This is a genomic window from Neorhizobium sp. BT27B, from assembly GCF_050455485.1.
Lineage (GTDB): Bacteria > Pseudomonadota > Alphaproteobacteria > Rhizobiales > Rhizobiaceae > Neorhizobium.
In genome coordinates this window covers 963,499-987,888 of record NZ_JBCIYT010000001.1, presented here as the reverse complement: position 1 = coordinate 987,888, position 24,390 = coordinate 963,499, and the positions used below count along the sequence as shown (strand labels likewise).

Genomic DNA, 24,390 nt, shown 5'->3' with positions numbered 1-24,390 from the left:
AGACGGAAACGTAACATGTCGTATATCGTAAAAAATCTTGCTCAAGGTGACCGGGAACTCATCGCGTTCCGTGTCGGCGATCAGGAATTTTGCGTGAATGTCATGGCGGTACGCGAAATCCGCGGCTGGACGAAAGCCACGTCCATGCCGCACGCGCCCTCCTATGTCATCGGCGTGATCAACTTGCGCGGCGCAGTGCTGCCGATCGTGGATTTTTCCGCGCGTCTCGGCATGCGCAAAACCGAACCGACCCCGCGCCACGTCATCATCGTGTCGCAGGTCGGTTCGCGCATCGTCGGTCTTCTCGTCGAGGCTGTTTCGGACATCTTGACCGTGACCGAAGACAATATCCAGGCCGTGCCGGAAGTGGCGTCCAGCCTGGTGAAGCAATATGCGCGGGGCATTCTCGCGATCGACAAACGCATGATCTGCATGATCGAACTTGATTCACTGTTCCCCGAGAACGAAAGCGAAGCCGCATGAAGGCGATGAGCGCCATTGACAGCCGGCAGTCCCCGGACGAAATCCTTGCCAGCGGAGAATATCCGCTGTCGCGCAAGGATCTCGCCGATATTGCGGCTATGATCTATGCCGATGCAGGTATCTACCTGAACGACTCCAAGGCGTCGCTGGTGTATTCGCGTCTGTCGAAGCACATTCGCAACCTCGGATTGAGCGGTTTCCGGGAATATTGCGCGCTGGTATCCTCTCAGGAGGGCGCAGGTGCGCGGCGTGAGATGCTGTCGCATCTGACCACCAACTTCACCCGCTTCTTCCGCGAAAACCACCATTTCGAGCATCTGCGCGACGAGGTCCTTCCGGGCCTGCTGAACCGCGCCCGCTCGGGTGGCCGCGTCCGCATCTGGTCGGCCGCGTGCTCCGATGGACAGGAACCCTATTCGATCGCGCTGACGGTTCTCGCCATGATGCCGAATGCGGCCGATTACGATTTCCGCATTCTGGCCACCGATATCGACCCGAAGATTCTCGCTCAGGCACGCGCTGGCGTCTATGACGAAAACGCGCTGGAAACGGTGTCTCCGGCCATGCGCAAGCAATGGTTCCGCGAAGTCGATGCCGGCGGCCGTCGCAAGTTTCAGGTCGACGATCGCGTCAAGAAGCTCATTACCTTCAACGAATTGAACCTGATGGCGCAGTGGCCGTTCAAGGGCAATTTCGACGTCATCTTCTGCCGTAACGTGGTGATATATTTCGATGAACCGACGCAGATGAAGATCTGGTCGCGTTTTGCAAGCCTGCTTCCGGATGCCGGCCATCTCTACATTGGTCATTCCGAGCGTGTGTCGGGTGATAGCAAGAATCTCTTCGATAACATCGGAATAACGACTTACCGCTATATTGGTAAGTCCGCAGGAAGGAGAGCCTAAGTATGCCGGCACGCGTTCTCGTCGTAGATGACTCGCCCACCATGCGTGGGTTGATCACCGCCGTCCTGAATTCGGATCCGGAGGTCAGCGTCGTCGGCCAGGCCGGCGATGCCATGGAAGCGCGCGCGGCCATCAAGGAACTCAATCCCGACGTCGTCACCCTCGATGTCGAGATGCCGAACATGAACGGCCTCGAGTTTCTCGACAAGATCATGCGTCTGCGCCCCATGCCGGTCATCATGGTGTCCGCCATGACCCATCATGGCGCCAATGCGACGCTGGCAGCGCTTGAAATCGGTGCCTTCGATTGCGTCGGCAAACCGGCACCGGGTGATGTGCGTCCGTTCAGCGATCTGGCCGACAAGGTCAAGGCCGCTGCCCGTTCGGGCCTGCGCCGTACTTCTGCCCCGGCAGCAATTGTGACACCTGCTACAGAATACAAGGTCGGTCGCAAGGTTGTGGCAATCGGTTCATCTACCGGCGGTGTAGAAGCACTTATAACAGTACTTCAGAAATTCCCAAAAAACTGCCCGCCGACTGTAATTACTCAACATATGCCGTCGACGTTTACCAAAAGTTTTGCAGAACGTCTTAATCGTATCTGCGCTCCTGTGGTGCAGGAAGCCACCGACGGTGCCCGGCTGGAGATCGGCAAGATCTATCTGGCGCCCGGTGGTGAACGGCACCTGCAGGTCGTCAATCCGTCCGCTCCGGTCTGCCGACTGGTCGAACGCGATCCGGTCAACGGTCACAGGCCGTCGGTGGATGTGTTGTTCGACTCGGTTGCCGAACTGGCCGGCCGCAATGCCGTCGGGGTCATCCTCACCGGCATGGGCCGCGATGGAGCATCCGGACTGCTGCGAATGCGCCAGGCAGGTGCACGCACAGTGGGCCAGAACGAAAAGACGTGCGTGGTCTACGGCATGCCGCGGGTCGCATACGAAATAGGGGCGGTTGAAACCCAGCTGCCCTTGAGCTCCATCGGTGAGGAAGTTTTGAAATTAACCGCCGCCCGTAAAGAAGGTACTGAATAAATGTCTATCGCTGAAAAAATCAAAGTTCTGATCGTCGACGATCAGGTCACCAGCCGGCTTCTGCTCAGCGACGCTCTGACCCAGCTCGGTTTCAAGCAGATCACCGCTGCCGGTGATGGTGTGCAGGGCATGAAGATCATGTCGGAGCAGCCGCATCACCTGGTGATCTCGGACTTCAACATGCCGAACATGGATGGCATCGGCTTCCTGCAGGCTGTTCGCGCAAACCCGAGCACCAAGAAGGCCGCCTTCATCATCCTGACGGCACAGGGCGACCGCGCGCTGGTTCAGCGTGCTGCCCAGCTCGGTGCCAACAACGTTCTGGCCAAGCCTTTCACGATCGAAAAGATGAAGGCTGCCATCGAGGCAGTATTCGGAGCCCTTAAATGAACGACCTGGCAGGTGCCAAAAAAGTCCATATTATCCAGGGCGAATTCAAGGTGGTGGACGACCCAAACGTCGTCCTTTCAACCATCCTTGGTTCGTGCGTGGCTGCCTGCCTTCGTGATCCTGTCGCCGGTGTCGGCGGCATGAACCACTTTCTCCTGCCGGGATCCGGCGGTGCCATGAGCGGAGGCGGCGATGTTACGCGTTACGGCGTGCATCTCATGGAACTGCTGATCAACGGTCTTCTGAAGAAGGGCGCCCGGCGCGACCGATTGGAAGCCAAGATCTTCGGCGGCGCAAAGACCATTGCCAGCTTCTCCAATGTCGGAGAGCAGAATGCGGCTTTCGCCATGGAATTCCTTCGCGACGAAGGCATTACCGTCGTCGGGTCGTCGACGGGCGGAGAATTCGGGCGCAAGCTCGAATACTGGCCCGTCAGCGGCCGCGCCCGTCAGTATCCGCTGACCGGTGCCGAAACCCAGAAGACCGTTGCAGCCGAACAGCGTGTCCCGAAACCGGCGCCGAAGCCGGTGGAAGACTCGATCGAATTTTTCTGAAGCCATTTTCAAGACATGCGAAGGGCAGGGGCGGCAGGTGGCTGCTCTACCCTTCACCACCTGCCAATTTTGAGGAAAGCTATGAACGACCCTATGCCGATGCCGTCCGCTTCCCTCGAGGAATCGTTGCCCGAGGTGCTGATGCGCCTCGTGACCGAGCTGCATGACGTTGCCTATCTGATCGAACGCATCGAGCCGCAGCTTCTGGAAATGGGTGGCGAAGCCGACGTCATGTCTGCCGAAACCGTCAAGATCCTGCAGGGGATCGATCTTGCCGTGCAGAAGACCCGTGGTCTGGCCGAGTTCGTCGATACAATTACCGCCTCCATTCCCGATGAATGGATGGTTGATGTCTCGACCGCGCTCAGCCTCGTGAAGCTTGCCGACATGCAGAAGGCGCTCGGCAAGGGCATGCGCCACGGTCATTCCCAGCCTTTGAGCAAGGCTGCCGGCGATTTTGACTTCTTCTAATAATCCGTACCTTTCAGGGGTTTTGTTCCCGCAGGCGAAACGTTCGCACAAGCTTCGCGGACTAGGGTGCCGGTGAGCATAAGGCTCAAAACCCTTGTTCATGATGCGGGAACAGAATGAATCTGTTAGCTCAATTTCAGCAAATCGGTAGAAATATCACGTCTTTAGGCCAGACAAAGCTTCTGGCTCTGGCAGGCGTCGGTATCGTGTCCATGGCGATCGTCATCGCGGCTGCCATGTTCGTCAACAAACCGGCTTACGAAAACCTTTACGTCGGCCTCGAGAAGACGGATCTCAATCAGGTCTCGATCGCGCTCGCCGAAAGCAATATGGATTTCCAGGTAGGAGCCGACGGCCAGAGCATTGCCGTTCCTGTCGGCATGACCAGCAAGGCCCGCATTCTGCTGGCCGAACGTGGCCTGCCCAATAGCGCCAATGCCGGTTACGAGCTGTTCGACAATGTCGGTTCGCTCGGCCTCACCTCCTTCATGCAGGAAGTCACCCGCGTTCGCGCACTGGAAGGCGAGATCGGTCGCTCCATCCAGCAGATCAATGGTGTCGCTGCAGCCCGCGTCCACATCGTCATGCCTGACGTCGGCAATTTCCGCCGCGTCGGACAGAAACCGACCGCATCGGTGATGATCCGCGCCAGCACCACGACGGGCCGCAAGGCCGCTTCCTCCATTCGCCACCTTGTCGCCTCGGCAGTTCCCGGCCTCGACGTCGACGACGTGACGATCCTCGATTCGACCGGCCAGCTGCTGGCGTCCGGCGACGATTACGGCAACAGCGCGCTGAGCCGCAATCTCAACATTGTCCAGTCGGTGCAGCAGGAAGTCGAGCAGAACATCGACAAGGCGCTCGCCCCGTTCCTCGGCATGGACAATTTCCGCTCCAGCGTCACGGCAGCTCTCAATACCGATAGCCAGCAGATCCAGGAAACCATCTACGATCCTGAATCGCGCGTCGAACGTTCGGTTCGCAACACCCGCGAAAACCAGCAGTCACAGCAGCAGCAGAACGACTCGGCAACGACCGTCGAGCAGAACGTGCCGCAGGCCGCTCCCGAAGCCGGTGGCGCCGCTGGTCCGCAGTCCTCCGACAAGTCCGACAAGCGCGAAGAACAGACCAATTACGAAATCAACTCGAAGACGGTCGCCACCACCCGCAACAGCTACAAGCTGGAAAAAATCTCGGTCGCCGTCGTCGTCAACAAGGGCCGCATCGGCAAGCTCGTCGGCGAGCCGGTTGATCAGGCCAAGATCGATGCCTACCTTGCCGAGATGCAGAAGATCGTTGCATCGGCTGCCGGCATCAATGCCGACCGCGGTGACGTCGTGACGCTGACGGCCATGGACTTCCTCGAGAACCAGCTTCTCGAAGAATCCGTCACCTCGGGACCGGGTTTCCTCGAAGTGCTGAACCGCAACCTCGGCGGCATCATCAACTCGCTCGCCTTCGTCGTCGTCGCCTTCCTGGTGGTCTGGCTTGGCCTGCGCCCGATGATCCGCAGCGTCACCGGCGGCGGCAGCGGTGCTGCTGCGGGCACGGAGATTGCCGAAGAAGGTGGTCTGGGTCTCGAGTTGCCCGACTTCTCTCCGGGCGGCGCAAGCCCGGCGCTCATGGACGGCTTTGGCGCAGACTTCGGTTTCGACAGCTCCGACGATGTGTTCGGTGGCGGCGAGGATCCGAATGGCGGCTTCAACCGTCGCGTCAAGGAAGGCCCGGAAAAGCGTCTTTCCCGCATGGTCGAGATTTCGGAAGAACGTGCAGCCAAGATCCTGCGCAAATGGGCGGTGGATCGCGCCGCGTAACATGGACTCACGGCTTCGTGATGCAAGGGGTCGGCGCAAGCCGGCCCCTTTGTTTTGCGGTCTTCTGATTGGTTGCCTTACGAAAATGACCGCCCCCGGTCAGCCGGTCCGTCACAGACCTGTGCAGTGCACAACATAAAACGCAACCGCCCGATAGCAATTCCTTTACGGATTCCTACAATGCAGTGATTCGTTACGGCGAATGGTTGTGTTCGTGGAGGTCATGTTTACCGCGGGTCGGTCTGAATCGTGAAGCACGCAAACGGTTCTCGGGTCTGAACGCTTATCCCTATAAGGGGAGAATTTCGAAAATGGAGCTTCTGGGGGCAGAAAGCAAATCTGAGGGTCGGCCGTATCTGGAGCCGGTGCCGTCGCGAACGGCATTGCGTGATCAGATCGTGCGAAAACTGGCGATCACGTCTGCAGCGTGCAACGTGCCTGCCACCATGCGTATTCTCTCGGAATATGTAGGTGCATCGCATTTCCTTCTTGCACGTTATGACCTTATTCAGGACCAGGGGCTCGATTTCATCGTGGCGTCCAACTGGCCGTTCGACCTCGTGCGCCGACTTGGCGCGGAGTTGACGCGCGGTTATGCGAAATCGACCGAGCTGGAAAAGTGCCTGTCCATCCTGACACCGCAATTCGCGCTTCTTCCGGACGAGGTAACCACCCCGCAGGAAATCAGCCGGCAATATTGCTCGTTGACATTCTGCGCCGGGCGCACCCGTTTTTCGCTGATGCTGCTCTTCCTCGAAGGCATCATCCTGTCGCAGGAGCGTCTGCGCGAGGTCGGCCTGATGGCCGCCTATGGCCTGAGTTTCGGTGCCGTCACCGGCACCAAGATCGAGCGCGATTTCGATCTGACGGAACGTGAACTGGAATGCCTGTTCTGGATTGCAGAGGGCAAGACCAGCGACGAGATCGCCACCATCCTCGGCATCTCGCGCAACACGATCAACAACTACATCACCAGCGTCATGCGCAAGACGGCAACGAAGACGCGCTCGGAAGCCATTGCATATGCTGTTCGTAACAATCTGGTATAGGGCCAACGATTGAAATGGGTTATTCGCGCGAACAAGCGGCTGATGTTGGAACGGGTTTTCAATATGTACGCGTAGCAAGGGCGTCCAGCCGGTCGGATCTGTTTCCGAAGCTGGTCTCCATGCAGAAAAACCTGAATGCCCGCAATTTTGCGGTCTTCCGCGTCGCCGGTGTTGGCATGCCCAACAAGCGCAAACTGGTCTGCGAGCTTGAGAACTGGGGATCGGCAGGTATCGAGAACGGCAATATGCTGATCGAGGCCTGCGGCGAGATCTTGATCGAACATATCGACTTCTCCTTGCTGCCGATCGTCTGGAACGGCACGGATCTCGCCAACCGGGTCGATACCAACGAATTTGCGCCGATGATACGCAGGCTTGAATCGGTTTCCATGCCATTTGGCGGCATCGCTTTTCCCGTACGGCTGGGAGCGACCGGCAACGGTTATGTCGCCTTCCTGTCCAATTCTCTCGATCTTGCCAGCGATGTCATCGTCGATCAGCATGTCCGCAGCTGCCAGATCATGGTCGATCTGCTGGCGCTGGAGGAAAAGCGTGCGGTTCCTTCGGAGACGCTCAGCGAACGCGAGATCGCCTGCCTGCAACTGGCCGGCGACGGCCAGATCAGCGAAGAAATCGCCGACAAGCTCGGCCTCTCGGTGCATACGGTCAACGCCTATCTCGGCTCGGCGACCATCAAGCTTGATTCGGTCAACCGTATCCAGGCGATCGCCAAGGCCATCCGCCTCGGCTACATCCACTGACACAAAAGAAAAAGGCCGCACCGGGAAATTCCACGGTACGGCCTTTGTGATGATGCGGCAAGCAGCCTCAGGCGGCTTCGGCCTGCCGGTTTATCGCAAATTTGGCTTCAGCCAGGCTGTTGGCAAGGAAGCGGGTATTCTCGTCAGGATCGTTCGACGGGTTCTGGAAGGCGACGTGATCGATCTCGATAGCAGCCTGCTGGTCTGCGAGCGTCAGCCGTGCATAGACGGAAACGCCCTTGGGCTTGATTTCGAGATCGAGGGTGATCTCCGGTGCGCCGTTCCATTCCAGGCGATATTCGCCGCCTGACCCGAAGTTGACGGTGCCGGGATGGAAATAAAGCTCGGCTGCGGAGGACACGAGGTCCGCGACGCTGGAGTATCTTTCAAGCCTTAACAGGGCTATCAGGTCGCCGGCATCCAGTAATCGTAACTCCGACGCGACCGGTGCGATTGCAAGGCCGAGGATCTCTTCACGTTCTCTGGAGAAGTTACATTTTTTCATTGCGGTTGGCGTGTCCGTTGTTTGGGCGTCCTTGCGGCGTAAACCCGGTGTATGAGTTCCGCCACAGCCTTGTAAAAAGCTGATGGAATCACACTATCCACCGAGACTTGCGCAAACATGGAGCGGGCAAGTGGCGGATCTTCGAAAACGGGGATGTTGTTCTCCTCGGCAATCTGCCTGATTCTCAACGCCACAAGGTCCTGACCCTTGCCGACGATGACCGGCGCATCGTTTTCCTCACGCACATAACGCAGCGCAATTGCGTAATGCGAAGGGTTGGTAATCACCAGGGTCGCACGCGGAATGTTCTGGATCATGCGCTGGCGTGCGCGGCTGCGCATGAGCGATCGCTGGCGGGCCTTGACCATGGGGTCGCCCTGCGCCTGCTTGTGCTCGTCCTTGATTTCCTGTTTCGACATCTTCAGGTTCGAGAACCACTGATGTTTGGTCCAGAAGAAGTCGACCACGGCCAATGTTGCTGTCGCCAGAAGAACGATGATCATCATCTTCTTCACGATCGCTTCCAGCTTCACCAGGATGATGGCCGGATCGGAGAACATGATGTCCAGCGATTCCATGAAGTCGCGATACAGGACAAAATAGAAGATCAGCGACACGACAAGCAGCTTGAAGACCGACTTGCCGAATTCCACCATGCCGGCGACGCTGTAGATGCGTGTAAAACCCTTGGCGATCGATACCCGGTCCGCCTGCGGACGGATACGCTCCAGCACGAAGGACGGCAGGTTCTGTGCAAACGATGAACCAAGACCGAAAACCACCATGAGGATCATCGCAGGCGCCAGAAAACCCGCCATGTCCCAGCCCATGCGGCTGCCGATCGACACCGCGTCCGTGGCGTTTTCCAGCGGCCATCGGTCGGGCTGTTCAAATATGTCCTTCAACCGCTCGGCCAGATTGGCGATCGCGCCGGGAAGAAAGAAGACGAGATAGAAATAAAAGGCCAGCGAAGAGGCAAACAGCGTGATTTCGCGCGACGACGCCACATTGCCCTTGATGGCAGCGTCGCTCATTTTTTTCGCTGTGGGGTCTTCTGTTTTACTGTCTTTATCTTCGTCAGACAACGCTTGGGTCCTTGCGAATCGCCCGATGGCATTGACCCAGTCTAACGCATCGCAGCAGACAAGCGCAGTTCTGCCGGCTGCCGGCATGCTAAACGGCGGGCGGCATGCACAACAAAAAAGCCGACGGGAAGACCGCCGGCTTTTTTTACTGCTTGATTGGAAGGGATCAGGCGGCTGCGGCCGCTGCCTCCTCGGGCTTTTCGGCGTCGGCTTCCGGATCCTTGAGCTGGATCTGGCCGCTGCCTGCAAGGCGGATGGCTTCCTGAGCGACAGCGCGACGGGCGATTGCCACTTCGCGCGGGTTGATGACGCCGGTGGCCTGCAGGTCCGATTCGATCATGCGGCGCTGGCGCGGGCTGATCGCCGAAAGCACGGCTTCCTTGATTTCCATCGAGGCGCCACGCAGCGCCATGGTGATGATATCGCCGGCGATATCGTTGAGCAGCAGGACGCGGCTGCGCTGCGGCATGGCCAGCAGGTCTTCGAAGAGGAAGATCTTCGGGCGAACCTTGTTGACCGAGGCCTTGCTCATCGTTTCCAGCGAGGTCAGCAACGTATCGACCTGCGGCTTGTCGAGCTCGTTCATCAGCTCGGCAACCTTGTTGGCGCCGTTCGAATTGCGTTCGGCTTCGATCTTTGCGACGAGGTCGATCACGCGGTTCTCGATGATCTGCGCAGCCTTCGGGCTGACGTCCTTCATGTTGACCGTACGGTTCATGATGTCGGCGCGGCGGCTTTCCGGCAGTTCCAGAAGAACCTTGGCGCCGAAGGCAGATGGGATCATCGACAGGATATAAGCAATCGTCTGCGGGTGTTCGCGCAGCAGGAACTTGCCGATAAAGGCCGGCTCTGCATCCTGCAACTGATCCCAGATCGATGTCTGATAGGCTTCGAAGGCTGTCCGGCGGCCCAGAAGGCCGTCGACTTCCTCGGGGGTGAGACCTTCTTCGAGAATGCTTTCGATGGCCTTTGCGTTGTCCATCAGTCCCGCACCTTCGGTGAACAGATCCTCGAACTCGTTGACGAGGCCGAGCAGTTCATCCGGAGGGATTTCACGCAGGTTCTGAGCCGAGGCGATAATCGTCTGCAGCTCTGCCTGGGTGAAATATTTCAAAAGCTTGCCTGCGACGCCCTTGCCCATGGCAAGAAGCACCGCAGCCGCTTTTTCAGCCTGGGACAGGGGTGAACCGGCTACAGCGCCTCCACCGAAATCCTCGAAGTCCATCATGGTCTTACCTCACTGTCCCTACATCGGGATCAGATTGCTTTGGTGCTTAAAACTTCCGTCAGTTTAACGCCGAAGCGCGTATCGTCGTGTTCAAGGACGGTAATCTCGCCCTTTGCAATGCGCCGGCCATTGACGGTGATTTCCACCGGTTCGCCGATCTTCTTGTCCAGCGCGATTGTTGCGCCTTCTTCCAGGTTCATCAGGCCTGATACCTGCATGCGGCTGGTGCCGAGCACGATCTCGAGATTGATCGGGATATCCATGATCAGGTCGAGATTGGCGTTCAGCGCGCTACCCGGAGCGGCCGAAGCCGCACCCGAGGAACCACCGAAATCCGAGCTTCCGAAATCCGAACCACCAAAGCTTGCGCCGCCGCCGAGATCGGATCCACCGAAGTCGGAGCCGCCGAAGTCAGACGTGCCGAAATCCGAAGCGCCGGCCGAAGCCGTATCGTCGAGACCGCCACCGAAAGAGGCGTCGAGATCGAAGTCGCTTGTACCCGCACCGAATTCCGCGTCGAAAGCAGGAGCCTCGCCGCTGGCATCAGCCTTCAGCACGCCGCGCAGATCGTCGATCGCCTGGTCGAGATCGGCTTCATTGCCGATCGGGGACAGATCATCGTTTTCTGTAATAGGTGTCGGTTTCTTAGCCATGGAAAACATTATTCCTTATGAAACTTGCGTCAGCCTGCCCAAGGGCACGATTTCATGCTGTGTCAACGATCCGTGATCATCCTGCCAGATGCTTGAGGATTTCGTCGTCGCTGCTGATATTATCCTTTACGCGGACCGTATAACGCTCGCCGGAGCGTCCGAATTCGCACATGTACATGTCCTTGCCGTTGGCGCTGACCTGTACTGAAACATCTCTGGTGTCCTCGAAGCCGATGACATCGCCGGCAGCAAGCCGCGAGATCGTCGACAAGGTCAGCTTTTCAAGGCGAATACGCGCCTCCAGCGTCACCTGTGAACGGCGCACCTGTTCGTTGATCCGGTCGGTCCAGTCCTGCTTGCCCTTGGCGATCTGACCCGTGGGCTTCGGCAGTTCCACGCGCGTCTTCAACAGCGCACGCTGCGGAATGATCAGCGCGACCTCGGATTTCACCTGGCCCAGCTCGATCGACATGCGCACGACGGCGCCGTATTCGCTGCGGCTGTCATCCTCGTGCTTCGAACGATCGTCGGCATTGTGCGGAGGATCGAGCGTTGCCTCGAAACCGCCGGCGGCGTTGACGCCGGAGCGCAGCACGTTGCCGATCCGCTCGAACACCATGGCGGCCAGATCGAGTTCGATGTCCGACAGCGAGCGTTCGGCCGGCTGTTCGATCGTCTCAAGTTCGGCGCCCAGCATCAGTTCCATCAGCGAGATGACAAAACCATTGCCGCAGGCGAGCACGAAGTTCGGGCTCCAGTTGCGCAGTGAACCGTTGACGAAGGAAAAGGTGTCGCCGAGATCGGCCACCAGTTCCGTCATCAGGCCGCTTTCGCAACCGACGTAACCGACCTGGATAGCAATTCCGGTTTCGCTGTGAAAAACGTCCGGCAGAAAACCGGAATAAAGCTGGCCGAAGTCGCCGCAGATCTTTTCCACCGTCTGCCGGTCACCCAGCCCGCCGGTGAGCTTGGCGAGCAGCGAATGTTCCATTGCAGGAGCGTGGGACGAGGCGTGATTTTCGGAGGCGTTCACGTCTGTCATGGTTTAGGCCGCCTTCTCTGCGCCGCCGCCCGGGTTCATCATTTCCTGCTCGACCGAGTCGATGGACGGGCGCTCGTAGTTGGAAATCGTTTTGCGACCATATTCGAGCGCGACCTGCGGAACCGAGCCGTTCATGTAGGCAAGCAGGGTCTGCTTGACGATGATGTAGAGGCGGTGCTGCTTGCCGCGGACGATCTTGATCTGCGAGGTGAGCGGATTGACGAGGCAATAGGACAGGAAGATGCCGAGCATGGTGCCGACGAGAGCGGCGCCGATCAGGCCACCGAGCACTTCCGGCGATTCGTTGATCTTGGCCATGGCCTTGATGACGCCGAGAACGGCGGCGATGATGCCGATGGCCGGAAAGCTGTCACCGATCGCAACGATCGAATGATAGGGCTTCATCTTGTCGTGCATCATCGTTTCGATTTCTTCATCCATCAGCGCCTCGATCTCGTGGCTGCGGGCATTGCCGATGATGATGAGACGAACGTAGTCACAGATGAAGGATGTCAGTTCCTTGTTCTTCAAAACGGTCGGGGCCGACTGGAAGATCGGGGATTCGTCCGGATTGTCGATATGGGCTTCGATCTCGTTGCGCGACTTGGTGCGCAGGTCACGCATCAGCGAATAAAGAACGCCGAGCACGTCGAGATAATGACGCTCTTTCGGAACCGCATATTTGAAGGCCTCGGCCATCGCCTTGCCGGAATCCTTCACGACTTTCAGCGGGTTACCCATGATGAAGGCGCCGACGCCGGCACCGCCGATGATGACCAGCTCGAACGGCTGGAAAAGCGCGTCCACATGTCCACCCATCGCCATGAAGCCGCCCAAAATGCAGCCGACGGTGATCACAAATCCGATAATAATAGTCATCGCGTGTCTATGCCCGATCGTTTTCTCGTGGTCATTGGATACGGGTTCTGGCTTGCGTGAGGCTGGCTGTGGCTGGCTTTTCGCCAATCCGGCCAGATACCGCCGAACCGCGATATGAGACAGCCTCGCACAAGTCTTTACGCCTAGTTTCCGCGAAGATCGGACGGATTTCCGCCCGACGCGAGCATGCCTGACGGACGCACTCCTTATAGATCGCCGGCCCGGACATGCTCTCGACCCTATCCCTGAAACACGGAGGCAGATGATATGCAATCCGGACTGTATGTCGGTATTTCTTCACAGATCGCGCTCGAGCGCCGGCTCAACACGATTGCCGACAACATGGCAAACATGAACACCGTCGGCTTTCGCGCAACGGAAGTGAAATTCGACGAGGTCATGAGCAAGACCCGTAACGATATCAACGCCAAGGTCGCCTTCGTCACCCAGGGTAACGACTATCTTTCCACCCGCAGCGGCGCCATGGAAGCCAGCGGCAATTCGCTCGACTTCGCCATCAAGGGCGATGGTTATTTCTCGATCGATACGCCGGCCGGCCAGGTTCTGACGCGTGACGGCCGCTTCACCATGAAGGAAACCGGTGAACTGGTTTCCGTGCGCGGTTTCCCCGTTCTCGACGCCGGCGGTGCGCCGATCCAGCTCAACCGCGCCGGCAGCCCGCCGCAGGTTGGCGCCGATGGTGGCATCATGCAGGATGGCGTCCGCGTCGGCCAAATCGGCGTCTTCTCTGCCGACCTCTCCAAGGGGTATCTGCGTTATGAAAACTCGGGCGTGATCCCGACGGAAAATCCGCAGCCGGTCATCGATACGGTCAGCACCTCCGTCGTGCAGGGTTATGTCGAGGAATCCAACGTCAACGGCATCAGCCAGATGACCGAACTCATCCAGGTCAACCGCGCCTTCGAAGGCATTGCCTCGCTGATGCGCGACAGCGAATCGTCACTCTCCGAAGCGATCAAGACTTTGGGCGGCTCCCGCTAAGGATCATCTGACCGATGGAAACGATCATTGCCGAAACTTTGGCATCGGGCAGGCTGGCGCATCTCGCCGGCCTCGCCAGGCGCCACGCCGCGCCGCAACAGTCCGTCGCCCATGGCGGCCGCGTGCGCACCATTGCCGCCGGGCATTATACCGTCAGCGGTCTTTCCAAACATGTGCGGCTGGGTGAATTCGTTGGCCATCGCAGCGCTACCGGCATTCATCTGGGTGAAGTCGTCCGCGTCGAGCAGGATGTGATCTACGTCTGCCCGATCGAGCCGGGCGAACCGATCGGCATCGGTGACGTCGTCATCGAAAAAGGGGCTTTCCGTATTGCACCTGATGACAGCTGGTGTGGTCGTACGATCAATTCGCTGGGCGAGCCGATCGACAATCGCGGACCGTTGTCATCCGGCTTCGAGCGCCGCTCGATCTCCAACACGGCGCCGCCTTCGATGACCCGCAAGCGCGTCGAGACCGGTTTCATGACCGGCGTGCGCGCCATCGATATCTTTTCACCACTCTGCCTCGGCCAGCGTCTGGGCATTTTCGCCGGTTCCGGTGTCGGTAAATCGACGCTTCTGTCCATGCTTGCCCGCGCCGATGCCTTCGACAAGGTGGTGATCGCGCTGGTTGGCGAACGTGGCCGTGAAGTGCGTGAATTCATCGAGGATACGCTCGGTGACAATATGTCGAAATCGATCGCCGTCGTTGCCACCTCCGACGAAAGCCCGATGCTGCGCAAGATGGCGCCATTGGTGGCGATCACCATCGCCGAACATTTTCGCGACAAGGGCGAGAACGTCCTGTTCATCGCCGACAGCGTCACCCGTTTCGCCCATGCCATCCGCGAGGTGGCCGTTGCCGCCGGCGAGCCGCCGGTCGCCCGCGGTTATCCGGCTTCCGTCTTCACCGAACTGCCGCGCCTGCTGGAACGGTCAGGTCCCGGCCCGGAAGGCACCGGCACGATCACCGCGATCATCTCCATCCTCGTCGATGGCGACAACCATAACGACCCGATCGCCGACTCGGCGCGCGGCATTCTCGATGGCCATATCGTTCTCGAGCGCAGCCTGGCGGAGGAAGGGCGTTATCCGCCCATCAATCCGCTGTCGTCGATCTCGCGTCTGGCCCGCAAGGCCTGGAGCGGCGATCAGGAAAAGCTGGTGTCGCGCCTGAAGTCGCTGATCCACCGCTTCGAGGAAACCCGCGATCTTCGTCTGATCGGCGGTTACCGCGCCGGCAGTGACGGCGATCTCGATATGGCGATCAAGCAGGTACCGATCATCTACGACGTGCTCAAGCAGACGCCGTCCGACCAACCCAGTGCAGATGCCTATGCCGACCTTGCCAACGCGTTGCGGGCAGGTATGGCGCCGCCACCCCGAGCGAGAGGATAAACCGTGATCGAAGACGACCAGGATATTCCGGTAAAGCCGATCAGGGCGCAGAAGCCGAAATCCAAGCTTTCCGACCACATGGTGCTGGCAATCGGCATCGCGCTTGCAGGCGCGTCCGCCTTTTTCCCGTGGTATGTGTTTCTGAACGAAGACAAATTCGGCATCAAGGTCACGCCGATGGATCACACCCGTGATCTGCCGCCGGGCCATGCCCGCAATGTCTTCAGCGTTTCGCCGCTGGCCATGGTCGACAATTCCAAGGACGACCAGCCGAAGCCGCCGATCGATCCTATCGACAACATCACCACGGCGACGACCTCGTCCGTGGGTGCCGTTCGTCAGGGACCGCCGCAGGATCTGATGGAAGAACAACCGCTTCCGGGCCGTGGCGGTTTCCGCCTGATGCATGTCTCGAACGGCCGCGCGCTGATCGAGGATGCTGCCGGCATGTACATGGTGCGCGTCGGTTCGATCCTGCCGGACAACAGCCGTCTCGCCACGCTGGAGCAGCGTGAGGGCAAGTGGGTGATCGTCACTTCGGCCGGTGAAATCTATTCGAGCCAGGGAACGTCGCGTCCGTAAGTCTGACGCAAGATTGCTAACATAGGCTTCAGCTACAAAATGGAGAGAAGCCTATGCAACCCATTCAATTATTCGCGCTGGCATCCAAGCAGGCCGAGTGGTTGTCTGTGCGCCAGGAAGTCGTCGCCAACAACATCGCCAATGCCAATACGCCGCAATACAAGGCGAAGGATGTAGCCTCCTTCGACGCTGTTCTCGACAACACGTCGATGCGGATGGCGCGCACCAATTCGGCGCATTTCGGCGACAGCCAGCTCAGCAATAACGTCAAGGTCGAGGAAGCCGCTCTTAACGACGAGATCGGCATCCAGGAATCCGGCAACACCGTCGCGCTCTCCAAGGAGCTGTCGAAGGCCGGTGAAGTCAAACGCCAGTACGAGCTCAGTGCCAATCTGGTGAAGTCGTTCAACAGCATGATGCTTTTGACAGTGAAGAGGTAAGGAAATGGATCCGCTCGCAGCCGCTTCGAAGATCGCAGGGTCGGGGATGGAGGCCCAGGCCACCCGACTTCGCATCGTATCGGAAAACATCGCCAACGCACGCACCACGGGCGACACGCCCGGCGCCGATCCCTATCGTCGCAAGACCATCACCTTCGGCGCCGAAATGGACAAGGCAGCCGGCGCGGAGCTGGTCGGGGTCAAGAAGCTTGGCGTTGATCGGGGCGAGTTTGCCCAGGAATACGATCCGAGCCATCCGGCTGCCGACGCGAAGGGCATGGTCAAGATGCCCAATGTCAACATGCTCATCGAAATGGCCGACATGCGCGAAGCCAATCGCAGCTACGACGCCAATCTCCAGATGATCAAGCAGACGCGTGACATCGTTTCCTCCACAATCGAACTTCTCAAGGGTGCGCAATGATTGACGCAATCAAGAACGTAAGCTCGCTTTCGCTTTCCCGCGGTATCGGCTCCATCTCGTCGGACGAGAACACCACCTCGCTGCTCGGCCAGGTCCAGAAGCCGGTAGAAAACGCCGGCCTCAGCTTTGCAAACGTGCTCGGCAATGTCGCTTCGACCGCGCTGGACAATCTGAAGACCGCCGAAAGCAAGTCGATCGATGCCATCCAGGGCAAGGCCAACACGCGTGAAGTCGTGGATGCCGTCATGGAAGCAAACCAGTCGCTGCAGACCGCAATCGCCCTGCGCGACAAGCTGGTCTCGGCATATCTCGATATCTCGAAGATGCAGATCTAGTAGCGGACAAGGAACCTACCGATGAGAGCACTTTCCGTTGCAGCGACGGGCATGGATGCCCAGCAGACCAATCTTGAGGTCATCGCCCACAACATCGCCAACATCAACACGACCGGCTTCAAGCGCGGTCGCGCTGAGTTTTCTGATCTTCTCTACCAGACCGAACGTGCCCAGGGTGTGCCGAACCGTGCCAACCAGGCGATCGTGCCGGAAGGCGCCAATGTCGGTCTCGGTGTGCAGACCGCAGCTGTTCGCTACATCCACGAGCAGGGCGAACTGACCCACACGGAAAACAACCTCGATCTGGCCATTGTCGGTCGTGGTTTCTTCCAGGTGCAGTCGCCCGATGGCGGCACGATGTACACCCGCGCCGGTGCCTTCAACCAGAATGGCGACGGCCAGCTGGTCACCATCGAAGGTTATCAGGTTATCCCCAACATCACCTTCCCGGCTGATGTGACGGAAACCGTCATCAGCCGTACCGGTCAGGTCAGCGTTCGTATCGGCAACGCCACCGACTATACCGAGGTCGGCCAGCTCACGATGGCGAACTTTGCCAACGAAGCCGGCCTGAAGCCGCTCGGCGATAACCTCTATGCGGAAACGCCGGCATCGGGCGAAGCGGTCATCGCCGCTCCGGAAGATCCGGGCTACGGCTATCTCCGTCAGGGTTATCTCGAATCGTCCAACGTCGATGCGGTCAAGGAAATCACCGACCTGATCTCGGCGCAGCGCGCCTACGAGATGAATTCCAAGGTCATCACGACGGCCGACGAAATGGCCTCCATCGTCAGTAAAAACCTCAAGTAAACCCAAAAGGCAGGGCAGACATGATGTTTCGCCGGACACACGAAAATGCAGCAGGGATCGGTCGAAAGACGGTCCTTGCCCTTCTGTCGCTTCTCGCTGCGAGCCTGGCTATGCCGGCCGCAGCCGACATGGGCATGGCCGTCGTGCCGACGCGGATCATCTATCCGGGCGAGGAAATCGCCCCGTCTTCCCTCGATGTGGTCGAGGTGACCAACCCCAATCTCGCCGGCGACTTCGCGCGCTCCGTCGAGGAAGTCACGGGAATGATCACCAACCGCACGCTGCTGCCGGGCCGCACGATCCTCGTGTCGTCCCTGCGGGTTCCCTATCTGGTCAAACGCGGCGCCAATGTGCGCCTGACTTTCGGCATCGGCAATATGACCATTTCCGCATCCGGCTCGCCGCTGCAGAACGGTTCGGTCGGCGATGTCATCCGTGTCCGTAACATCGATTCCGGCCTGTCCGTCAGCGGCACTGTGATGGCCGACGGCACCGTGCAGGTGATGGCGAAATGATCATGAAGCGTATTTTAGCCCTTTCCCTCGCGATCGCGACCGTTTTCGGTCCCGTGCAGCCGGCCTTTGCCGATGCGGCCCGCATCAAGGATATTGCCTCGCTGCAAGCAGGTCGTGAAAACCAGCTGATCGGTTATGGTCTCGTCGTCGGTCTGCAGGGATCGGGCGACAGCCTGCGTTCCTCGCCGTTCACCGAGCAGTCCATGCGCGCCATGCTGCAGAACCTCGGCATTTCCACGCAAGGCGGCCAGTCGAGCGCCAAGAACCTCGCGGCCGTCATGGTGACCGCCAACCTGCCGCCATTTGCCAGCCCCGGCAGCCGTATCGACGTCAATGTCTCTTCGCTCGGCGATGCCACCTCGCTGCGTGGCGGTACGCTGGTGATGACCTCGCTGTCCGGCGCCGATGGCCAGATCTACGCCGTTGCCCAGGGCGCGGTCGTCGTGTCCGGCTTTCAGGCGCAGGGTGCGGCCGCAACGCTGACCGAAGGTGTCACCACATCCGGCCGCGTGCCGAACGGTGCCATCATCGAGCGCGAACTGCCGTCCAAGTTCAAGGATGGGGTCAATCTGGTCCTGCAATTGCGCAACCCCGATTTTTCCACCGCGCAGCGCATGGCCGATGCGGTCAACATGTTCGCTTCGCAGCGTTACGGCGGCCCGGTCGCGGAAGCCCGTGACAGCCAGGAAGTCATAATTTCCAAACCGCGCCAGGCTGACCTGACCCGGCTGATGGCCGAGATCGAAAACCTCATCGTCCAGACCGATACCCCCGCCAAGGTCGTCATCAATGAGCGCACCGGCACGATCGTCATCGGTGCGGATGTGAAGGTTTCACGCGTCGCCGTCAGCTACGGCACGCTCACCGTACAGGTCACCGAAACACCGCAGGTCATCCAGCCCGAACCGTTCTCGCGCGGCGAGACGGCGGTTCAGGAACAGACCGACATCATGGCGATGAAGGACGGCGGCCAGGTCGCCATCCTCAACGGTCCCGACCTGCGCACACTGGTTGCCGGCCTCAACAGCATCGGCGTCAAGCCGGACGGCGTCATCGCCATCCTGCAGGGCATCAAGTCCGCAGGTGCGCTTCAGGCGGAACTGGTGCTGCAATGACGGAGAAAAAAGCGATGTTCACGATCACGATTTCCGCATCGACCGTTCGCAAGCTTCTGGTCGCCGGGGTTGTTCTCGCCGCCGTGCCGCAGGTCAACGCGCAGCAGCAGGCTGAGCCGCTGGCGCCGACCACCGCCGACGATATCCAGCGTTTCTGCACCAATATCGCAGATCCGGCCCGCGACCAGCGTTACCTGCTTCAGAAGCAGGAACTGGAAAAACTGCAGTCCGACGTCGATACCCGCATCGCCACACTCGAAACCCGCAAGGCGGAATACGAGGACTGGCTTAAGCGCCGCAACGATTTCCTGAAGAATGCCGAGCTCGGTCTCGTTGACATCTTCAAGACGATGAAGGCCGATGCGGCAGCACCGCAGCTTGCGGAAATGAAGATAGAGATCGCAGCCGCGATCATCATGAAACTGCCGGCGCGCCAGTCGGGTCTGATCCTTGCGGAGATGGACCCGAAAAAGGCGGGCATGATCTCGACGATCATCGCCAGCGCGTCGAACCCCAATACTTCGAAGGACCGTACATGATGAAGCGTGCTTCAGCCCTCGTGGCCGTGATGTTTCTGGCCGGCTGCCAGAATCAGACGCTGAAGGAAATCGGCAACGCTCCGGCGATGAGCCCGATCGGCAGCGGCCTGCAATATGCGCAGGCGCCGCAGATGTCGTCCTATCCGAAGCAGCCGCGCCAGATGGCGAGCGGTTATTCGCTGTGGAGCGACAATCAGGCAGCCCTCTTTAAGGATGCCCGCGCGCTCAATATCGGCGACATCCTGACGGTCGAGATCAAGATCAACGACAAGGCCGATTTCGACAACGAAACCGACCGCAGCCGCACCAACTCAACCAGCCTCGGCTGGCAGGCCGGCGTCAAGAATTTCCTTGGCTTCAGCACAAATGCCGGAACTTCCGGCGATATGGGCACGGATTCGTCCAGCGAAAGCAACGGCAAGGGCACGATCAAGCGCGCTGAAAAGCTGAACCTGATGGTTGCCGCCGTCGTCACCGGTGTTCTCGAAAACGGCAATCTGCTGATCAGCGGTTCGCAGGAAGTGCGCGTCAACCACGAGATCCGTATCCTCAATGTCGCCGGTATCGCCCGTCCCAAGGACGTCGATTCCGACAACCAGATTTCCTACGACAAGATCGCCGAAGCCCGCATTTCCTACGGTGGCCGCGGCCGCATGACGGAAGTGCAGCAGCCGCCGATCGGCCAGCAGGTCGTCGACATGTATTCGCCCTTCTGAGTGGCAAAGCACGGATCGAAGGAACATGGCGATGGATGAGACGACGCCGGAAGATGGCCAGGCCAAGAAAAAAGGCGGCATGGTGATGACGATTGTCGGCGTGGCTGTTGTCACGCTGGCCGGCGCCGGTGGCGGCTGGGTTCTGGGCGGCATGATCGCCCCGCCACCGCCTGCAAAACCGGCAGCCGAGGCGCCAGCTGCGGCCGGCGGTCACGGCGAGGCGGGCAAGGAAGCGGCCGGCATCCAGCCGATCTCCACCGAAGCCAATGGTATCGTCCTGCTCGACCCGATCACCACCAACCTTGCCTATCCTTCGGACAACTGGGTGCGGCTGGAAGTGGCGCTGATGTTCCGCGGCCCGACAGACACGCCGCTGGCCCAGGAAATCCATCAGGATATCATGTCCTATCTGCGCACCGTTTCGCTGCAGCAGATCGAGGGCCCGCGCGGCTTTCAATATCTACGGGATGACCTTCAGGAACGTGTTGACCTGCGCGCGAAAGGCCGCGTATCGAAGGTGATGTTCAGAACCTTCGTGATTGAATGATTCGACTTCTCGTTCTGCTTGCCGTCATCGTCGCGGCACCGGGCCTGGCCCACGCACAGCAGTCGCCGGCAGATCTTCTCAATCTGCCGACTGACGGTTCTGCGGCCTCGTGGATTATTCGCACCTTTGGCCTTCTGACCGTTCTTTCGGTCGCGCCCGGCATCATGATCATGGTGACGAGCTTTCCGCGCTTCGTGATCGCCTTCTCCATTCTGCGCTCCGGCATGGGCATGGGCACATCGCCGCCGAACATGGTGCTGGTGTCGATGGCGATGTTCATGACCTTCTACGTCATGTCGCCCACCTTCGACCGTGCCTGGAACGAAGGCGTGCAGCCGATGCTGTCCAACCAGATCACCGAAGCCGAAGCCGTGCAGCGTATCGCCGAGCCGTTCCGTGTGTTCATGAGCGCCAATACGCGCGACAAGGACCTGTCACTGTTCGTCGATATCGCCCGCGAACGCGGCCAGTCGGTGGGAACGCCGGAACTGATCGATTACCGCGTGCTGGTGCCGGCTTTCATGCTGTCGGAAATCCGCCGTGGTTTCGAAATCGGCTTCCTGATCATCCTGCCATTTCTCGTCATCGACATGATCGTCGCCGCCATCACCATGTCCATGGGCATGATGATGCTGCCGCCGACCTCGATCTCGCTGCCCTTCAAGATATTGTTCTTCGTGTTGATCGACGGCTGGAACCTGCTTGTCGGCAGTCTGGTTCGTTCGTTTAATTGACGGGCGTCCGGGACATTTTTTGTCTCGAAAGGTTTCTGCTGCTGTAAGCCTCGGTACAGGTTGACCCGATAACGTGCCGGGAATTCAGTACTCCACAAGGCACATAAAATGGTTTCCCCTAGTTCGAGCCAGCTCGGTGCTGCGCTGATTTTCATGACGGGCCGCAACTGCGACCGTTATGTCAAACGTGCGATCGCCAGTATTGCCGAGCAGACGCTCGATGCTGTGCATATCCTGTTTATTGACGATGCTTCGACGGATGAGACGGCGAGTATCGCCCAGGCCGAATTGACGCGCCTCTTTCCCGACAAGCATACGCTCATCAGCAACGAGCTGCAGTATGGCAAGGCGAGAAACGCCTGGGAACATCTACGACCGCGGGCGGGCAAGACAGATTTCATAGCCGTCGTGGATGCCGACGACCAGCTGATATCCCCTACCATTCTGGAACGGATGCGGCAGTTCTATATCGCCGGCCACGATGTCGTGTGGACCAATTATGCGACAGACAGCGGTTTCATTGGCGGGAACAAAGCGCTCGACCCCAATGTGCCGCCTCGCCGGCAGGGATGGAAAACCAGCCATTTTTTCAGCTTTCGCGCCGAACTCCTGCTGACTGTTCCTGTTGAATATTTCCAGAACAGTCAGGGTGAGTGGCTGAAGGCGGCATGCGATATCGCTCTTGCCATGCCCATTCTTGATCAGACCAGGCGTTACAAGTTCATCCCGGAAAATGCCTATCGTTACACGGCAACCAATCCGGCCTCCCACCACAATATGGATCCGAATTCCAGAGGCCTCAATTCAACCATTCAGCAGAGTTCGGCCAAGGAGGTGTTTTCCAAGACGCCACTGCCGCTGCTGAGACCCCTCGTTGCCTCTAGCGGCATTGCCCAGAAAAGCGAAACGATGCAGCCTTCGAAACAAAGCCAGCCGATAGCTTTGGCGAACAAATCCTTGGCCTGGGACGAGCTGACCAGCAAGACATTGATCGAGCGTCATCCTTCCCTGCTCAAGGCCATCGTTTTTGCCGGCGAAGCACAACTCGCACCGTTGCAGATTCTGGGGCTGAGCGAACTTCTCTTGGCCTATGGCGGAGATGCGAAAATACTGCATATCGGCGCGACCAGGTCTGCTTTGGTACTTGCGGCCTTGACGGAAGGAAGCGGGCGTTCGCTGACATTCATGTCGACCTCGGCGCCCGAAGCGGATGAACTTACACACCGGCTTGCTCTCTGCGGCTTTTCCGATGTCGAGGTCGTTCAAACACCGCTCGTCACTCATACGCTCGGAAAAATCGAGGGTGCGTTTCCCGATGTGCAGGTGCTCAAGGCCGAGCAGAGTTTCAACTTCATCCTCGCGGATCTGTCACCCAGCCTGCCGGAGGGCAGCGCGCTCGTTTCGCTGCCTGCTTTGGCAGAGCGTTTTTCACGTGAAGGTTTTGTGTTCGGTTTGATCGGCGTCTCCAGGGACGTGGAAGAACAGGCATTGTCGTCCTGGAAGGCGAACGGAACCGGGCTGAAATTTTGCTCCAACGCAATCGGTGGCTCGGGCTTGCTGGTCTCCGCAGGTCGTTGACTACAAATCCTTGCCCGGAAAACACATGATCGGATAACCGATGACTGAAAACAAGATTACGCCGCGGTTCGATAGTCAGGACGTCGTCTATCGCAGTGAAGACCTTTCCATGGATGCCGGTCTTGATCAGACGTTGAAGGATTATTTCAATCCGGAAGCGCAGATGTCACCGATACAGATCGAAGCCGTGTCCGCGGCCATCATGTCGCGCCGGCCTGGTTGCAATATGCTGGTTTTCGGACTCGGTAATGACAGCCCTGTATGGGCCAACCTGAATAAAAGCGGCTACACCCTGTTCATCGAAAACGCGCCGGGCTGGGTTTCGAAAATGGTCGGCCAGTTTCCGTATCTCAATGTCGAGGTGGTGGATTATCCCACCACCGTTTCGCAATCCATGCGAGATCCGATCAAGACGATGGCATCAATGGAGATCCCGGCATTCCTGACCGAGCGCAAATGGGACGTCATCCTGGTCGATGGTCCGATGGGATATCGTGAAGATCTGCCGGGTCGCGCCCTGCCGATCTACTGGGCTTCGAAAGTATGCAAGGATTCGACACATATTTTCGTCGACGACTACGAGCGTGACGTCGAGAAATTCTACGCGGACTTCCTTTTCATGGCGCGTAAGCCAAACCGCAGCGTGGTTTTGCCTCGCCCTGCCAAACCGCGTCTGAATGCCAGCGAGATGCTCTGGTTGTTCGGTGTGTCCGAGGCCTTGAAGACCGCAGGTTAAGAGACTGCCTTTGCCGGTCCTGATCGGCAGAGCATCAGCGTAATGAAATGAATGCCGGCTGGTAACC

Annotated in this window: 30 protein-coding genes; 24 read left to right on the top strand and 6 right to left on the bottom strand. The window is 58.9% G+C overall.

From position 1 onward, the window contains the following. Positions 1–15 precede the first annotated feature (15 nt). From AAIH70_RS05150 to visR, 9 genes are all read left to right on the top strand, one after another. Complete coding sequence (locus AAIH70_RS05150; RefSeq protein WP_132272630.1) at positions 16–483, top strand: chemotaxis protein CheW; 468 nt, start codon at positions 16–18, stop codon at positions 481–483. Beyond that, a complete protein-coding gene (gene cheR, locus AAIH70_RS05145; RefSeq protein ID WP_132272631.1) occupies positions 480–1,388 on the top strand; it encodes a protein-glutamate O-methyltransferase CheR in 909 nt (302 codons plus the stop codon). Before AAIH70_RS05150 ends, cheR begins: the two co-directional genes overlap by 4 nt. A gap of 2 nt (positions 1,389–1,390) precedes the next feature. Beyond that, positions 1,391–2,422 (top strand): protein-glutamate O-methylesterase CheB, encoded by a 1,032-nt coding sequence (cheB, locus tag AAIH70_RS05140; protein WP_132272632.1) that lies wholly within the window; start codon positions 1,391–1,393, stop codon positions 2,420–2,422. Further along, a complete protein-coding gene (locus AAIH70_RS05135; protein WP_132272633.1) occupies positions 2,423–2,812 on the top strand; it encodes a response regulator in 390 nt (129 codons plus the stop codon). Beyond that, entirely contained in the window at positions 2,809–3,366 is a 558-nt protein-coding gene (gene cheD / locus AAIH70_RS05130; protein ID WP_132272634.1) for a chemoreceptor glutamine deamidase CheD, read from the top strand. Before AAIH70_RS05135 ends, cheD begins: the two co-directional genes overlap by 4 nt. A gap of 81 nt (positions 3,367–3,447) precedes the next feature. Then, the gene (gene cheT, locus AAIH70_RS05125) at positions 3,448–3,837 is read left to right on the top strand and encodes a chemotaxis protein CheT (RefSeq protein WP_132272635.1); all 390 of its coding nucleotides are present in this window, start codon (positions 3,448–3,450) and stop codon (positions 3,835–3,837) included. Between the two features lie 116 nt (positions 3,838–3,953). Next, positions 3,954–5,651 (top strand): flagellar basal-body MS-ring/collar protein FliF, encoded by a 1,698-nt coding sequence (gene fliF / locus AAIH70_RS05120; RefSeq protein WP_132272636.1) that lies wholly within the window; start codon positions 3,954–3,956, stop codon positions 5,649–5,651. 311 nt (positions 5,652–5,962) lie between these two features. Next, entirely contained in the window at positions 5,963–6,700 is a 738-nt protein-coding gene (visN, locus tag AAIH70_RS05115; RefSeq protein ID WP_132272637.1) for a transcriptional regulator VisN, read from the top strand. A 14-nt stretch (positions 6,701–6,714) separates the two neighbouring features. Then, positions 6,715–7,461, top strand: a complete 747-nt coding sequence (visR, locus tag AAIH70_RS05110; RefSeq protein WP_132272638.1) for a transcriptional regulator VisR — start codon at positions 6,715–6,717, stop codon at positions 7,459–7,461. Positions 7,462–7,528: 67 nt separating this feature from the next. Here the strand turns inward: visR and AAIH70_RS05105 are convergent, their stop codons facing one another. The 6 genes from AAIH70_RS05105 to motA form a co-directional block, all read right to left on the bottom strand. After that, a complete protein-coding gene (locus AAIH70_RS05105; protein WP_132272639.1) occupies positions 7,529–7,966 on the bottom strand; it encodes a hypothetical protein in 438 nt (145 codons plus the stop codon). Next, complete coding sequence (gene flhB, locus AAIH70_RS05100; protein WP_430033343.1) at positions 7,963–9,051, bottom strand: flagellar biosynthesis protein FlhB; 1,089 nt, start codon at positions 9,049–9,051, stop codon at positions 7,963–7,965. The genes AAIH70_RS05105 and flhB overlap by 4 nt, the downstream gene beginning before the upstream one ends. Before the next feature lie 166 nt (positions 9,052–9,217). After that, positions 9,218–10,279 carry a flagellar motor switch protein FliG gene (gene fliG / locus AAIH70_RS05095; protein WP_132272641.1) on the bottom strand — a complete coding sequence of 354 codons (1,062 nt, stop codon included), beginning with the start codon at positions 10,277–10,279 and terminating at the stop codon, positions 9,218–9,220. Between the two features lie 29 nt (positions 10,280–10,308). After that, the gene (gene fliN / locus AAIH70_RS05090; protein WP_132272642.1) at positions 10,309–10,932 is read right to left on the bottom strand and encodes a flagellar motor switch protein FliN; all 624 of its coding nucleotides are present in this window, start codon (positions 10,930–10,932) and stop codon (positions 10,309–10,311) included. Positions 10,933–11,008: 76 nt separating this feature from the next. Further along, positions 11,009–11,974 (bottom strand): FliM/FliN family flagellar motor switch protein, encoded by a 966-nt coding sequence (locus AAIH70_RS05085; protein ID WP_132272643.1) that lies wholly within the window; start codon positions 11,972–11,974, stop codon positions 11,009–11,011. Positions 11,975–11,977: 3 nt separating this feature from the next. After that, entirely contained in the window at positions 11,978–12,853 is an 876-nt protein-coding gene (gene motA, locus AAIH70_RS05080; protein ID WP_132272644.1) for a flagellar motor stator protein MotA, read from the bottom strand. Positions 12,854–13,120: 267 nt separating this feature from the next. Between motA and flgF the strand changes: the two genes are divergently transcribed. From flgF to AAIH70_RS05005, 15 genes are all read left to right on the top strand, one after another. Then, positions 13,121–13,855 carry a flagellar basal-body rod protein FlgF gene (gene flgF, locus AAIH70_RS05075; RefSeq protein WP_132272645.1) on the top strand — a complete coding sequence of 245 codons (735 nt, stop codon included), beginning with the start codon at positions 13,121–13,123 and terminating at the stop codon, positions 13,853–13,855. A 14-nt stretch (positions 13,856–13,869) separates the two neighbouring features. Next, positions 13,870–15,252, top strand: a complete 1,383-nt coding sequence (fliI, locus tag AAIH70_RS05070; protein ID WP_132272646.1) for a flagellar protein export ATPase FliI — start codon at positions 13,870–13,872, stop codon at positions 15,250–15,252. A 6-nt stretch (positions 15,253–15,258) separates the two neighbouring features. Next, on the top strand, positions 15,259–15,834 hold the full coding sequence (locus AAIH70_RS05065; RefSeq protein WP_132273664.1) for a flagellar protein: 576 nt from the start codon (positions 15,259–15,261) through the stop codon (positions 15,832–15,834). 53 nt (positions 15,835–15,887) lie between these two features. Next, entirely contained in the window at positions 15,888–16,274 is a 387-nt protein-coding gene (flgB, locus tag AAIH70_RS05060; protein ID WP_132272647.1) for a flagellar basal body rod protein FlgB, read from the top strand. Between the two features lie 4 nt (positions 16,275–16,278). Then, positions 16,279–16,698: a flagellar basal body rod protein FlgC gene (gene flgC / locus AAIH70_RS05055; protein WP_132272648.1), complete on the top strand. Its 420-nt coding sequence runs from the start codon at positions 16,279–16,281 to the stop codon at positions 16,696–16,698. After that, positions 16,695–17,033, top strand: coding sequence for a flagellar hook-basal body complex protein FliE (locus tag AAIH70_RS05050; protein WP_132272649.1), 339 nt, complete (start codon positions 16,695–16,697; stop codon positions 17,031–17,033). The genes flgC and AAIH70_RS05050 overlap by 4 nt, the downstream gene beginning before the upstream one ends. A gap of 21 nt (positions 17,034–17,054) precedes the next feature. Continuing rightward, positions 17,055–17,843, top strand: a complete 789-nt coding sequence (gene flgG, locus AAIH70_RS05045) for a flagellar basal-body rod protein FlgG (protein WP_132272650.1) — start codon at positions 17,055–17,057, stop codon at positions 17,841–17,843. 20 nt (positions 17,844–17,863) lie between these two features. Further along, a complete protein-coding gene (flgA, locus tag AAIH70_RS05040) occupies positions 17,864–18,358 on the top strand; it encodes a flagellar basal body P-ring formation chaperone FlgA (protein WP_132272651.1) in 495 nt (164 codons plus the stop codon). Continuing rightward, positions 18,355–19,473, top strand: a complete 1,119-nt coding sequence (locus AAIH70_RS05035) for a flagellar basal body P-ring protein FlgI (RefSeq protein ID WP_132272652.1) — start codon at positions 18,355–18,357, stop codon at positions 19,471–19,473. Before flgA ends, AAIH70_RS05035 begins: the two co-directional genes overlap by 4 nt. Positions 19,474–19,487: 14 nt before the next feature. Then, entirely contained in the window at positions 19,488–20,012 is a 525-nt protein-coding gene (locus AAIH70_RS05030) for a MotE family protein (protein WP_132272653.1), read from the top strand. Continuing rightward, positions 20,009–20,728, top strand: a complete 720-nt coding sequence (gene flgH / locus AAIH70_RS05025; protein ID WP_132272654.1) for a flagellar basal body L-ring protein FlgH — start codon at positions 20,009–20,011, stop codon at positions 20,726–20,728. The genes AAIH70_RS05030 and flgH overlap by 4 nt, the downstream gene beginning before the upstream one ends. Before the next feature lie 31 nt (positions 20,729–20,759). Then, positions 20,760–21,275: a flagellar basal body-associated FliL family protein gene (locus AAIH70_RS05020; RefSeq protein ID WP_165931960.1), complete on the top strand. Its 516-nt coding sequence runs from the start codon at positions 20,760–20,762 to the stop codon at positions 21,273–21,275. Further along, positions 21,272–22,009: a flagellar type III secretion system pore protein FliP gene (fliP, locus tag AAIH70_RS05015; protein WP_132272655.1), complete on the top strand. Its 738-nt coding sequence runs from the start codon at positions 21,272–21,274 to the stop codon at positions 22,007–22,009. The genes AAIH70_RS05020 and fliP overlap by 4 nt, the downstream gene beginning before the upstream one ends. 108 nt (positions 22,010–22,117) lie before the next feature. Continuing rightward, positions 22,118–23,587: a glycosyltransferase family 2 protein gene (locus tag AAIH70_RS05010; protein WP_132272656.1), complete on the top strand. Its 1,470-nt coding sequence runs from the start codon at positions 22,118–22,120 to the stop codon at positions 23,585–23,587. Between the two features lie 40 nt (positions 23,588–23,627). Beyond that, on the top strand, positions 23,628–24,323 hold the full coding sequence (locus AAIH70_RS05005; RefSeq protein WP_132272657.1) for a hypothetical protein: 696 nt from the start codon (positions 23,628–23,630) through the stop codon (positions 24,321–24,323). Positions 24,324–24,390: the final 67 nt, after the last annotated feature.